This is a genomic window from Pseudoalteromonas sp. NGC95 (genome assembly GCF_015864705.1).
GTDB classification, from domain to species: Bacteria; Pseudomonadota; Gammaproteobacteria; order Enterobacterales; family Alteromonadaceae; genus Pseudoalteromonas; species Pseudoalteromonas arctica.
Map to the genome: position 1 here is coordinate 24,243 of NZ_JADYWR010000003.1, position 13,843 is coordinate 38,085.

Annotated in this window: 10 protein-coding genes; 3 read left to right on the forward strand and 7 right to left on the reverse strand. The window is 41.1% G+C overall.

Annotated elements, in window-relative coordinates:
• Positions 1-38: 38 nt before the first annotated feature.
• Entirely contained in the window at positions 39-977 is a 939-nt protein-coding gene (locus tag I6E70_RS03995; protein WP_197188067.1) for a LysR family transcriptional regulator, read from the forward strand.
• A 12-nt stretch (positions 978-989) separates the two neighbouring features.
• Here I6E70_RS03995 and I6E70_RS04000 read toward each other — a convergent pair whose 3' ends face one another.
• The 3 genes from I6E70_RS04000 to I6E70_RS04010 all read right to left on the reverse strand — a co-directional run bounded on the left by I6E70_RS04000 (position 990) and on the right by I6E70_RS04010 (position 6,441).
• Positions 990-1,880 carry a dienelactone hydrolase family protein gene (locus tag I6E70_RS04000; RefSeq protein WP_197188068.1) on the reverse strand — a complete coding sequence of 297 codons (891 nt, stop codon included), beginning with the start codon at positions 1,878-1,880 and terminating at the stop codon, positions 990-992.
• A gap of 230 nt (positions 1,881-2,110) precedes the next feature.
• The gene (locus tag I6E70_RS04005) at positions 2,111-5,260 is read right to left on the reverse strand and encodes an efflux RND transporter permease subunit (protein ID WP_197188069.1); all 3,150 of its coding nucleotides are present in this window, start codon (positions 5,258-5,260) and stop codon (positions 2,111-2,113) included.
• A 2-nt stretch (positions 5,261-5,262) separates the two neighbouring features.
• On the reverse strand, positions 5,263-6,441 hold the full coding sequence (locus I6E70_RS04010) for an efflux RND transporter periplasmic adaptor subunit (RefSeq protein ID WP_197188070.1): 1,179 nt from the start codon (positions 6,439-6,441) through the stop codon (positions 5,263-5,265).
• Positions 6,442-6,610: 169 nt separating this feature from the next.
• Between I6E70_RS04010 and I6E70_RS04015 the strand changes: the two genes are divergently transcribed.
• Positions 6,611-6,874: a YkgJ family cysteine cluster protein gene (locus I6E70_RS04015; protein ID WP_024612699.1), complete on the forward strand. Its 264-nt coding sequence runs from the start codon at positions 6,611-6,613 to the stop codon at positions 6,872-6,874.
• Positions 6,875-7,033: 159 nt separating this feature from the next.
• On the opposite strand, the gene I6E70_RS04020 is transcribed toward I6E70_RS04015, so the two are convergent.
• A complete protein-coding gene (locus I6E70_RS04020; protein WP_197150793.1) occupies positions 7,034-8,899 on the reverse strand; it encodes a TonB-dependent receptor plug domain-containing protein in 1,866 nt (621 codons plus the stop codon).
• 187 nt (positions 8,900-9,086) lie between these two features.
• On the opposite strand from I6E70_RS04020, the gene I6E70_RS04025 reads away from it, so the two are divergent.
• Entirely contained in the window at positions 9,087-9,575 is a 489-nt protein-coding gene (locus I6E70_RS04025) for a peptide-methionine (S)-S-oxide reductase (RefSeq protein ID WP_007581898.1), read from the forward strand.
• A gap of 299 nt (positions 9,576-9,874) precedes the next feature.
• Here I6E70_RS04025 and I6E70_RS04030 read toward each other — a convergent pair whose 3' ends face one another.
• The 3 genes from I6E70_RS04030 to I6E70_RS04040 form a co-directional block, all read right to left on the reverse strand.
• Positions 9,875-10,426, reverse strand: coding sequence for a DUF4136 domain-containing protein (locus I6E70_RS04030; RefSeq protein ID WP_007581899.1), 552 nt, complete (start codon positions 10,424-10,426; stop codon positions 9,875-9,877).
• 96 nt (positions 10,427-10,522) lie between these two features.
• The gene (locus I6E70_RS04035; protein WP_010553431.1) at positions 10,523-13,297 is read right to left on the reverse strand and encodes an ATPase; all 2,775 of its coding nucleotides are present in this window, start codon (positions 13,295-13,297) and stop codon (positions 10,523-10,525) included.
• Positions 13,294-13,842: a condensin complex protein MksE gene (locus I6E70_RS04040; protein WP_007581901.1), complete on the reverse strand. Its 549-nt coding sequence runs from the start codon at positions 13,840-13,842 to the stop codon at positions 13,294-13,296. Before I6E70_RS04040 ends, I6E70_RS04035 begins: the two co-directional genes overlap by 4 nt.
• Between the last annotated feature and the right edge of the window lies 1 nt (position 13,843).

The following is a 13,843-nucleotide window of genomic DNA, read 5'->3' on the forward strand; positions in this document are numbered from 1 at the left end:
CATAATCGTTGAATCATTATCAAATATAAATAGATAATATGAACATAGAAGATTTAAAACTTATTTTAAAAGTCGCTGAGTTTAGAAGTATTACGCTTGCAGCTGCTAAGTTAGATATGCGTACAGCCACAGCAAGCGCCGCTATTAAACGCGTGGAGTCAGCGCTCGGTAGCGAACTGTTTGTTCGTACAACACGTCATTTGAGGTTGTCGGCTGCTGGGGAGCGCTACATACCACAATGTGAACAGGCTCTAGCAGTGCTTGAACTCGCAAAGCAAAATCTAAAAGGCGAACACGGCGAGATAGAAGGAAGGCTGCGTGTTGCACTTTCATCTGATTTAGGACGTAACTTGGTGATCCCATGGATTGATGAGCTCATGGATAGTTACCCTAAATTAAGTTTAAGAACCCATATAAGTGATAGTAATATCGACTTTTATCGCGATTCAGTTGATATAGCACTTCGTTATGGCTCGCCTAATGATGCAAGTATTTATGGTTTTAAAATTTGTAATGTACCGCGCTTGTTGTGTGCTAGCGAAGAATACCTGCTACAAAATGGAAGCCCTGTGCATCCCGATGATTTAGCGTCGCATCAAGGTTTGTTTTATCAGTTGCAGGATATTATAAATAATACGTGGGAATTTAGTGATGGTGAGTCAAAATATAAAGTTAAAATGGATGGTAGGCGCGCCTCAAACGATGGCGATTTAGTCAGGCGTTGGTGCGTTGCGGGTAAGGGCTTAGCTGTAAAGTCGGCTCTTGATATGGCCGACGATTTACTCAATGACAGAGTGGTTACTGTAATGCCAAATTATCAACATGTTAATGGTGAACTTTGGCTTATTTGCCCAAGTAGGCAGTCAATAACCCCTGCGGTGCGTTTACTACGTGATGTATGCAGAGCAAAATCCCAAGCTATTTTGCAGCAGTTGGTAAATAAAGGAATTATTGATAAAAGCGTATTAAAGGATTAATACGCAATCAGATCAACTTAGCTTATTATTAAAAAACTCAACGGTACGCTGCCATGCAAGCTCAGCATTGTCTTTATCATATCGACCTGTTGAGTCGTTATGAAAACCATGATTTGCCCCTTTATACATATGCATAGTGTACTCAACATTATTGGCTTTTAAATCTTGTTTGTACTGTGGCCACGATGCGTTTACACGTTTATCAAGCTCGCCCAATTGAATCATTAACGGCGCTTTAATATTTTTACGTAAACTTTCACTGGCGGGAGTGCCGTAAAATGGCACGCCGGCGCTGATTAAGTTGCTATCTACTGCTGCTAAATAATTAACAACGTAGCCGCCAAAACAAAAACCGACAGCGCCTAACTTACCGTTACTGTTAGCATGCGATTTTAAAAAGTGTGCTGCGGCTACAAAATCGTTTTGAATTTTAGCGCGATCTATGGTTTTTTGCATAGCGCGTCCTTCATCATCATTACCAGGGTAGCCACCCAGTGGAAATAGCGCATCGGGTGCAAATGCAATAAAGCCTACCTTCGCTAAGCGTCTTGCTACATCTTTTACGTATGGGTTTAATCCACGGTTTTCGTGTATCACAAGAACAACAGGGAGCTTACCTTCTACATTTTTAGGGGTTACTAAGTAACCTTTGCCTTTACCGTGCCCGTCTGGCGAATCAAATTCTTCGTATGTTGCTTTAATATCGCCGTCATTAAACGATACTTGTTCAGCAAGTGCATAGTTAGGTAATAATGCTGATGTAAGTACAGCCATCGAAAAGCCAAGTGCAGCAAGGCCACCGAGTTTTTTCATAAAAGTACGTCGGTCCATTAAACCGTGGGCGTATTCGTCATACCAATCAAAGGCTTCTTGAGGAATGTGATCAGAGGGAGATGTATTCATGGCTGTTCCTTAATTTTATTATGTCTATTTATTATTTAAATACCATAACGTATTAGGGATAAAAAACGAGCAATATTTCTATCAATTATTAGGACTGTTAATTAATCCTGCGTGCTAAAAAATAAGTAATAGAAGTAATGTTAGCAAATAGGTGAATATTATTCTTAAGTTAAAAATAAAAAGCTCGGCATATAGTATGCCGAGCTTTTTTGGCTGGGATGTTACTTAATTTAGCTGTGAGTAGGCGCTGGTTGGGCATCTACTAGTGGTGGCTTGCCACGCATTTTACGTACTAATCGTTTAGCATCTTCTAGTGCAACATACTGGCACGGTATAAGTATCAGTGTAATTACTGTGGCAAATAACACACCAAAAGCAAGTGATACAGCCATTGGGATAACAATTTTAGCTTGTAAACTCGTTTCAAAAATAATTGGCATGACACCAATAAAAGTAGTGATTGAGGTGAGTAATATCGCTCTAAAGCGACGAGCACCGGCTTGCATTACAGCATCCTTAATCGCAACACCTTCAGCGCGTGCTTTGTTTACAAAATCAACCATAACGAGGGAATCATTTACAACCACACCCGCTACAGCAATTATGCCAAACATAGATAAGCTACTCATGGTCATACCTAAAATCATATGCCCAAACATCGCGCCTACTACACCAAATGGAATAACCGACATTATAATGAGTGGCTGCGAGTAAGAGCGAAGTGGAATCGCTAATAAAGCAAATATAATCATCATTGATATACCAAAGTCACGAAGCTGTTCTGAAGCGCTATCCATCTCTTCTTGAATGCGCCCAGCTACATCACTTGTAACGCCAGGGTAGCTTTTAAGTAATGTTGGTAAGTATTCGTCACGAATTTCCTCAGCAATCGCAAATGGTTCGGCTTGGTCGGTATTTACCGCAGCCCATACATTTACAGTACGTTTAGAGTTTTCGCGGCGAATACGGTTTACACCGTCAACCAGCTTAACTTCGGCTACTTCGCTAAGTGGTACTTCAGCGCCAGTAGGCGTAATAATGCGCACACTTGCTATGTCGCTAATTGAATTACGTTCGTCTTCAGGGTAGCGGATCATGACTTTAATTTCTTCGCCTTCACGCAATATTCGCTGCGCTTCTAAGCCGTAGTAACTAAAGCTAACTTGCGACGCTACATCAGCAAGCGTTAAACCCATACTGTAAGCGAGTGGTTTTAAATCAAGTTGCACTTCGTCGGTAGCGCTTTGCATTGAATCGTTTACGTCGCCAACGCCTTCCATTGTTTGTAATTTGGCTTTTAATTTACCAGCCACTTCTTTTAGCTCGTCAGCATTTTTGCCTTCAAGTTTAAAGCTAACGTCGCCATCATCTCGACCGCCATTCATTATACTGTCTTGAATGGTCATGGTTTTAATGCCTGGTAGGGCGGGCATTTGCTCCCGCCATAATGCACTTAGGGCAAAGGTGTCGATAGGGCGTAAGTCAGGCTCTACCAAAATGGCCATAATATTTGCTTCAGTTCGTCCGCGCAGGCTTACCGATAAATCGCGGATCATCGGTTTACCGTATTGCTCTTGTAATTGCTGATCGACCTTTAACAACACGCTTTCTATTTTACGTGCGGTTTCAAGCGTTGCTTGCTCAGATGAAGCAAGGTTCATTTCTATATCAATACGCGGAAAGTCGTGCGGTATTTTAGGGTTTGGTACAAACTTAACTAAACCACCTGCAAACATACCTGCGCTTACAATAAGCAAACACATAAAGCCGACAATCACTGTATAGCGATAATGAATACAGCGGCTAACAAAAGGAAGGTAGTAGTTATTCACAAAGCCTTTTAAACCACTATCAATCACCATACGTAAGCGATGTAATAGGTTTTTAGGATTTGGTTTACGCGGGTTCATTGCTGCAATATGCGCAGGTAAAATTAGTTTTGATTCAATGAGTGAAAAAATCAAACATAAAATAATAACGCCACCAATGGCCTTAGAAAAAGCAGCGCCAGGGCCTGTTGCGAGTGTTTGAGGTAAAAATGCCGCAATGGTTGTTAGCACACCAAAAGTTGCTGGCATCGCAACGCGTTTTACACCGCGTACTACGTTATCAAGTGTATGGCCGTATTTTTCTATTTCGGCACTGGCAGATTCGCCCACAACTATGGCGTCATCAACAACAATCCCGAGTACAAGTATAAAAGCAAAGAGTGAGGCTAAATTAATTGTTACATCTAAAAAGCCAATGGGCATAAACAAAAAGGCACCTAGAAAAGACACCGGTAAGCCCATCATTACCCAAAATGCCAAGCGTAGTGGTAAAAATAGTGCCAGTACTATCATTACTAACAAGCCACCCCAAATCATGTTATCGACCATCATATCGAGTCGACCTTCAAGGTAGTAAGTTAAATCAACAATAGGAGATAGCTTAACACCTGCAGGTAAAAGTGGCTCTTTAGCCGCCATGTAGCTTTTAAGGACTTTTGCTACATCGGTAATATCTTGATCTTTTGATGCGTTAACTTCAAACGAGAGTGAATTTTTACCATTGTATTTTGAATACTGCAGACCTTCTTCAAAGCCGTCGTTAATGGTTGCTACATCGCCTAAATAAATTTGTGCGCCATCAGCAAGGGTAATAAGGGGGAGTTTTTCAAACTCAAAGCCACGGTAGGCTTGTTTTTCAACACGCATCGAAATATAACCGTTTTCAGAGCGTATTTGCCCCGCCGACATATTGGCCGAAAAGTTTTGTACAGCGCCTGCAATATCTCTAAATGTTAAGCCATATTCGCGCAGTTTATCGGGGCTAACTTCTATACCAATTTCGTACTCTAAACCGCCGTTAAAATTAACAAGGTTAACGTGAGGCAGTGCTTGTAACTCGTCTTTTATATCGTTGCCAAGCTCTTTTAACTGGTAGTTACTCATGTCGCCATAAAGCGCGAGTATCATTACCTCTTGCTCAAACTTATCGCGGCGAACAACAGGGCGCTCCATTCCCGCAGGAAAGGTGTTTATTGAATCAACTTGTACTTTAATTTCATCAAGTACTTCTTGTGGATTGTATTGTTCTTCTATTTCAATCCACGCTTGTGAAAAACCACGGTTAGAGTAAGTAATTAGGCGTTTAATGCCTTCAATACCTTCGAGGTTTTCCTCAACTTTTATGGTTATTCCTTCTTCAACTTCTTGCGGAGCAGCACCTGGGTAAACCGCTTGTACGCTTATCCAGTTACTTTCAAACTGTGGGAACATTTGTTTGCGAATGGTCATCGCCATTAAAATACCGCCCACTAATATAAATATCATTAGTAGGTTGGCAGCAACGGGATTTCGGGCAAACCATGCTATTAACCCTGTTTCACGAGTGTTCATGATTATTCCTCTTTCAGCGCAAGTTGAGTTACATCAGTTTTATCAGGCGCAATATCTTCAACTTTTACTGCCATACCTTCAGTTGGATACTCAAGCGCTGAGGTAACAATTTGCTCGCCATTTTTTAGCCCTTGGCTGGCTATAATCATGCCGTTTTGTTCGCGTATAATATTGAGAGTTTTAAACGATAATGTTAAATCGTCATTTAAAATTACAATTTTATTATCTTTAACTAAATGATGCGCAACAATAATTGCGTTATCAAGCGGGCGACCTTCAATGGTAGCGTTAATGTATGAACCAAAACGAAGAGGGCGTGTTTTATCGCCATAAGGTGTTGCAAGTTGTGCAACCAAGTAGCTCATACGGCTTGTTTGATCAACCACACCTTCGGTGCGAATTACTTTGGCTTGCCACATTGTTTGCTTACCCGCGTATTCTGCGTTAAATGTAACATTTGAGCCTACGCCGCCATTTTTTAAATATTGTAGTTCTTGGTCGGCAACGGGTAAACGTACCTCTGCAACTGAGGTTGCACTTAATGCACCAAAGCTGCTACCAGGGTTTACTACTGAGCCTAAGCTAATTGTGCGCTCATTAATAATGGCATCATATGGTGCTTTAATATAAGTACGTTCAAGGTTGCGGCTAGCACGTTTAACACTTGCTTGAGCAGAGCGGTAACGTGCTAGTTTTTCGGCTAATTGTGGTTTACGTAAATAAAGTTCTGAGGCGATAGCTTCGCTTGAGTCCGATTTAATACGCTCCCATTCAGCTTTTGCTACATGTGCTTGTGCGCGTTCTATTTCAAGTGCTGAGCTTGCTTGTGCTAAACCTGCTTGCGCTTCAATAAAGTCTGCCTCGTAATCATTTGCATCAATTCGTGCTAAAATATCGCCTTGCTTTACAAACGCGCCTTCAACAAATTGATCTGATACCGAAATAACTTGCCCACTAACTTGTGCTATCAGCTCGGTACGGTCCTTTGGTTTAACAATGCCGTACGATTTAACATCGAGCGTTATAGAATCTAAAAGTATGCTTTGTGTTGCAACTAAAGGGCGTAAATCTTGCTCTGGCTTTTCTTCGGGTGGCTGTTTCATCATCTTAAAAGCTATAGCTAACGCAATGCCGCCTGCTAAAACAGCAATTGGGAGTATTATTTGTTTTGTAGTAGCCACAAGGCATTCCTTCATAATTGGTGGTGACAGAGCAATAATACGCAATAAAGTGTTTACAAGCTGTTTTAAGATGTAACAAAGCATTACATATGTACATTACAACTCAACATGCGGCTAATTACGTTCCTAAAAAGGAATTAAAGTAAATGTTTTTTATACAGAGGATATTATGAAAACCGAATCTATGAGTTGCAGGCTAGGCTGCGGCGCATGTTGTATTGCCCCCAGTATTAGTTCGCCCATTCCAGGTATGCCAAATGGTAAAAAGGCAGGAGAGCGTTGTATTCAGTTGGACGAACGTAATTTATGTAAGTTATTTGGTGATTCAAGCCGACCTAAAGTATGTAGTGATTTTAGCGCCACATTTGATGTGTGCGGGTCAACAAATGCGCAGGCTCTAGCGCTTATTACAGAGCTCGAAGAGCTAACTTAGTGAGCTATTAAAATACACATATATTTACACTTATCTAGTAGTGAGTATTTATTTTAAGTAATTAAAAGCTGTGCTTTTCACGTGAGCAAGCTCTTCGTCTACCGCTAAAGTGTAGGCTTGTGGTTATTGTGTAGACGTGAAGCTTGCTTACGTTACTGTTTACCAGCTATACGTTGCGCTTAACGTATATTGCTCACCTCGCCCTGGTGTACCAGGTATCTCTTCAAACGATTCACCCCATAAGTTATCTGCTGCTAAAGTAATAAATAAGTTTTTTAGCATTGGCGGCGTAATTTTTAACGTTAAATGAGTAAATAAAGCATCGTCGTCACTACCGCGCAGCGCATTTTCGTGCTGTTTGCGCCACTCGTTATCTATTCTAAACTGCAATATATCAGTAGGATTCCACACTGCGCCGAGTGTTAGGCGGTGATCAGGAAAGTTTAATGCGTAAAAACTAGCATCAATATCTGCCGCACCGTAATTTTCTGATTTATGAAGGTAGGTGTAACTCGCTACAATTTCGGTTGTTTCAAAGTGTTTAGTTGCTAAGAACTCAATGCCCGTCGTATTTATATCTACAGGATTTGCAAAGCGCGCAGAGCTTGAATCAAAATTAAACGTCCAATCGGTTAAGTTGTCATCTTTGCGATAAAAAATAGCCGAATTAAGTTGCCAAGTTTGCTCATCAACTAATAAACCCAGCTCTAGGCTTTTAGTCGTTTCGCGCTCAAGGGTGTAATTACTTCTAAATAACCCGCCTGAATCACTTCCGCCAATGGCGGTATAGCCTGCCACTTGGCTTGCCTCTGCGTACGATAAATAAAACGTGCGCTCAAAACCTTTGCTGTTTTGTGTATTAAGCGTTATATCACCAATAAGTGACAGTTCAGAGTCGTCTCTATTTGTATCGTCAAACGCAGCACCTAAACGAAATGTAAGTTGTTTATTATCCTCAAGCGCCATTTTGTATTCAGGCAATACGCTTAATTTATAATACTTACGAGAGGTAAAGTTGTTTTCAAGCGTGGTAGATTCAATTGAGTCGTCAATAAACTGTGCTGAATAATTTACAGCAAATACATCGCTTTGAGCATGATGCCCCGATAGCGCTAACGACTTAACTTCACTTTTGTGAAACGCTTCAAAAGCGCTTGGATTTTCGCGAGAGTAAATGTAATGATCGTCGTGTGTGCGGTAATAAGCCGACACTTCAAAGTTACTGTCCTGCGCATAATTTTGCTTATGGTTTAGCATTAATAAGCGGGTTTCTAGCTCTTCTGTTTCGTTAACGCCAAATGGAGTGTACAAATTTGGCCAACCAAAAAACTTATCTTGTGAGCCAAAAAACAAATCTGTTTGAGAATCAGCGCCAGCTAATTGAACGCGACCCGATGCACGCGTAAAGTCGTGATCGCCGTTATCAATTGTGCCATCGCTTTGTGAGTGAGAAATCTCACCTTCAAAACCAAGCTTCCAATCCTTTGCGCCTTCAAGGGGCATACTTACACCTGCATGTAAGCTTTGTAAGTTAAAATCGTTTGTGCCAGTACCTACCGATACACTGCCGCCCGTGCTAATTGGTTTCCAGCCAAACGATACAGTGCCTACAGAGCTATTAGCACCATTAAGCGCATTGTCTGCGCCTGTTAAAATATAAGGGCCGGTAAGCATTTGCGGTGCAATAGGAATTTCAGCAAAGTAATGACCAGACTGTGGGTCAAGTAAAGTAGCACTACCAACTCTAAAGCCGGTATTTTCAAAAATACCACCGCGTATAGTTACATCGGCTTGCGCTTCAGCCATATTACGTGATTGTAAATCAACACGTGGGTCATACTCTAAATTAGATACTGGAGAGTCAAATGTACCTACAGGTAATGTGTTTGCCGTGGGCGATGCCTCAACCGTTATTTTTTCGATTGCCGGTGATGCTTCAGTTTTATCAGTTACAGCTTCGCCGTAGGCAAAACTGCTCGCGCTGCATAGCAGTGCAGGGAGTATAAAGTGCGGTGACCATTTCATGTTGTGTGTCTCATTTTTTATATGCAATTACGGTAACAATTAAATTCAGAACACACTTTTAAGGCGTGATAAAATAATTCAATTAAACAACTGCGATTTTGGCGCGATTGTACATTAATTCATTAAAAACTGCATTTGATAATCATTTGCAACGTTAATGCATCTAACAAATTTGGTCACATTTATTATGAATATAAAACAGCAAGATACTATTTACTTTGCAGGTGGCTGCCTGTGGGGCGTGCAAGAGTTTTTAAAGCACTTACCTGGTGTGATAAGTACTGAAGCAGGGCGGGCTAATGGAAAAAACGATAATACACAAGGTGAATACGACGGTTATGCTGAGTGTGTAAAAGTAATATTTAGTACAAAAGCGGTTAGCTTAAACGAGCTGTTTGGCTTCTTTTTTGAGATTATTGATCCGTATAGCGTTAACAAACAAGGGGATGACGTAGGCCCTAAATATCGCACTGCCATTTATAGCAAAAGCCAAGATCATTTAAAGGTTGCTAGCAATTATATAAGCCAGCGAAGTGATGCCGATAAAATTGTGGTAGGGGTAGAGCTGCTAACTAACTACGTGCCAAGCGATCCTGAGCATCAAGACCGCTTAACTAATCACCCAGATGACTACTGCCATATACCGCTTGAGTTACTGCATAAGTATAAATCGTAACTTTAACGCGGTGTTTTTGTAGACGTGCAGCTTGCTGACATGACGAGCGCAGCTCGTAATTTAAGGTTGAATATAGCGTTAGGTAAAGGTAAGTGATTAGAAGCTATCGCTTCTCGCGCAAGCAAGCTTAGCGCCTACAGGTAAAGTTTAATCCGGTGTTTATTTTGTAGACGTGCAGCTTGCTGACGTGACGGGCGTAGCTCGTAATTACTTTATTTTAAAAGTTCCAAAAATACACACCCACAAAAAAGCTCACGTACTGTGAGCTCTTTTAAAACTTACTTATAGCTAATTTTAACTTACTGCTGCTTTTGTGGCGGGAAGTTACTTAATATTTCGCTGACTGTTTTATTAATTGATGCTTCACGCTTTTCTGGCGATTGATTTTTCTTTAATCGACCTTCTTTTGCGCCGCGCCATACTAGCTGGTTAGATTCACGATCTACAATATCAATAATCAGTGTACCCACTTCGTATTCACGCGCAGTTGTATCGCGTTGAAAACCAGTACCCCAATAACCCCAATGCGGGCGGTAGTTTATATTGAAGTTGTCTACTTCAAGCTCTTTGTCTACCGATGCATGATAGTTAACAAGTACATCAGCTTGCGCTGCATCAACTAAACTCATACCTAGTGTTTGGCTCAGCTCTGCGTTAACGGCAGTGCGAACACGCTTTTCCATCAGGCCATTAATTTGATAGTTATTTGTGTCTTTAGTTAGGCTGGCGTTTTCTACCCAAGCAAATGTTTTAAAATTACTAAAGTTAGCTGATTTATCGTAATCCCAATCTGGGGTTTGTGTACAGGCTGTAAGAAGTGCTAGCGCTGCAACAATAAGTATATTTTTCATTACGTTTGCTCCAATAAAATGCATTAATTTAAAATAACACACATAGTTTAAATGTGTATTATTTAAACGTCCTAAATATTAGTCCAATCACTTTGGCTAATGTTCAACTTCAATCCAATCTTTTTCATCTACCCAGTTTTGTGCACCGTCTTTTACTGAACGAATAGGCACAATGTAGTCACAACTTATTTGTGGCTTAACTGAGGCAAATATAGGCACAAAACCAAAACTTAGTGCGGTTTCTATAATTGCTTTTTGATTTTGTGGGTCAATGTCGGCCGCTTCATCTATGTAAATAGGTATACGGTATAGGTTTTGTTCTTGGTCACTTAATAAGTAGCGAATAAACAACATGCCACACAATAACTTAATAGTAATTCGTGTGCCGTTTGAACCCGCCGAATCTATTTTTTCAAAGTGCTCTGTTTCACCTGCACGGTTAACCACTTCAAATCGAATATCAAATAAATCGGTAAGCGTTAAACCCGCTTTATCTGAGGCGAGTTTAATTAAGTGATCTTTCGCTTCGTTTACCGCACTTTCGCTGTACGGTTCTTGGCTCAGTAAATCAAGTGTGTCGCCTTGTTCAAACTGATGCGACGTGCTGATAATGGTATCTATACTATCAACCAGCATTTTGCGCGGTATTACGTTAATTTTAAACGCTTGCAGGTTTGAAATACGGTGCTGGCTTATGCCTTTATTAAAGCTGTTCATTTCGCGGCGAAGGCGGTCTAAATCTTCTCGTAAGCCTTTAATAGTTGCAGCCACTTCGGTAAGTGCAACACGAGCTTGGCGTTCAACAGCGTCGCGTTCGTTATCAATATTATGAAAGGCGCTTATTAGCTTTTGGTACTTAGTATATTCGTCGTTTTCGTTGTCGAATTTAGTAATACCCGCGTTATATACATGCAAATAGGTGTTGCGTACGTTTATGTCAAAATTACGCAGCTCTTGGCAGTCTTTATTAAAGTGATGAACAAGATCGCTTAAGTTATCAAAGTCGACCGTAATATCAATCATGTACGGGGTCACTTTGCCGCTGTATAAATCAAGCGTGTGGTCAATTCGTTCGCTTTTAACTTGGCGTAAGCGCTCAGTTTGGCGATTAATTTGCTCTTGTTTCGATTTAATTAACGAGCGACGATCGGCAATTGAGCCACTATTTTTTTGAATGTCTTGCAGGTAGTCGTCAACTTGTTCGCGCTCAGCTAATAACTGCTCTTTTAGCATGGCTTGCGCTTCAACCGACTGCTGCATTATATTAAACTGCTCTAAGCGTTTTAGGGCGCTCTCTGCACTCATAAGCTCATCGTATAGCGCGTCTTTTTCTTTTTGCTTGTCGGCAACGTTTGCTGCAACATCGCGTTGTTGTTTAAACTCTTTAAGTGAATGCTCAAGTGCACTGAGCTGAGCGGTTAATTGCTCTTTATTTTCGCCGCTTTGCATTTGCACAGGCGAGAGCTTTTTAAGCTTAATGCTCGCACCTGGTAGCGTTAGTACACCGCCTTTAACGTTTTCGCTAAGTAGCGATAAAAATTCACCAAACGCATCTTCGTCATCAATGGTTATATCGCCATTAGTGGTGGTTGCAAACGAGAGAATATCGGGGTTTAAAATCCGCGATATTTCTTCTACTTCTTTTAACGAGAGGTCTTCGCGCATACGGGTAAACAAATTAAACTCAAGGTTTTTAAGTTGCAGCTTTAAGCTCTTAATTTGTTTTTGTGTTTCGCTAATGCGATAGTCAAGCGTGTGTAGGCTTTGCCCTTGTGCGCTGGTTATAGAGTGCGAAAGTGACTCGTAATCTTGCTTTAACTGAGTCAAACTGGTTTTAAGGGTGGCTTTATTTACCAATTCAAACTCGCTTTTAAGCGCATCGTAATCTAAAAACCACTGCTCAATTTGTGTTTGTCTGCGCTCTATATCACGCGATTGCTGTACGTATAGGCTTTGCTTTTGCTCAAACTCGTGTTTTTCGTGCTCTATATCTTCAAGCGCTATACCCAGCTCATTAAGTTGCGATTCTTGATAGGTATCAAAATCAATCAGTGCTTGGTCAATTTTAGGTGCGTATGCGGCTAATTTACCTTTAAGCACGGTTTGGTTTTCAAGCATTGATTCAAGCGCAGCTATTGGCTCTTGCATTGACTCAAGGGCTTTTAATTCGCGTTTTGAGCGATTTACTTTATCAAACGAGCGACGCCATACTTCATAAAAGTCGACCTTAGAGTTCGACATATGGCGTTCAAACACGCGTAGCATAAAGCGTTTTACGTCGCTTGCGCCTAATTTGTGTAAGTTAAGAATACGTCTAAATATTTCTTTATAAATAGAAGAGTCTTGCACATTATTAAGTGGGATCATTTTTAGGTTAATGTCGCCGTCAAAAGGCGTTGCGCCGCCAGTAAGTAGCGCGTTGAGCTCTTGTGCTTTAAGCTCAATAGGGTTGTAGTTAAGTGATTTTAAATGGTTGAACAGCTTGGTAAATTTAATAATAGTTTTACCTTGCGTGTACTGCTCTAAATCAAGCTTTCCTTGGTAACAAAAGTACTGATGCGCGTAACCGGCAATTTTACCAAGTCCCGCAACGCCTATTACTACCGAGCCATGAGGCAAGTTAGCTTCGAGCAAAATGTACGACTGATCGGATGAAAAATAAAACTTACGGGTTTCATCTAAATCGTGTCCGTCCCATTCTGTTAAGCGCAAATCGTTAATAAGCGGAAACTGCAGGGCGTTAATAACCGAGCTTTTACCTGTGTTATTGGGCGCGCAAATAGAGCTGCTTTTATCAAGCGGGATCACACATTTTGCATAGCCTGCGGTGTTAAGTAGGGCGAGTTTACTTAGTCCGTATAGATTTTTCATTCCTCGTCCTCTGTAATATAGGTTTCTTCGTTTACTTCCATGAGTGCATCTATGTAGCGGTGAATTGGCGCTTGTAGCATAAAGCCGCCTTCTACTTCACGGGCTAAACCTAGGCGCACCATGCGCAGGTAAACGTCTTTGCGCAGGTCCGATCCCGAAAATATCTCAAGCTGATCAAACAAATGTTTGTTAATTTGCACCAGCGTTTGCATAAGCTCTAAATTGTTTACGTCGTCAAACAATGCGCGCATTGGGTCTTTACCCGTATTGGCGTAGTGCTCAATTAAAATGTAAATGGTGAGTGCGATAGCACGAGATATTTTGCCCATATTTGGCGTGCTTTCGTCGCTACCAAAGTAATAAAAGCCACGGCTGTCGCGTTTTAAATCGTTACCTAGGGCGGTAAATAGGGCGGTGTAGTCTTCTATGTGTTGGTCAAGCTCTTGCCACATTACGTTGTCTTGCTCGCAAATGTGATAACCCGCTACTAATTTTTTATTAATGGCTTGTAGATGGGTTAGCTCGTCTAAGTTTATGTGTGTCATG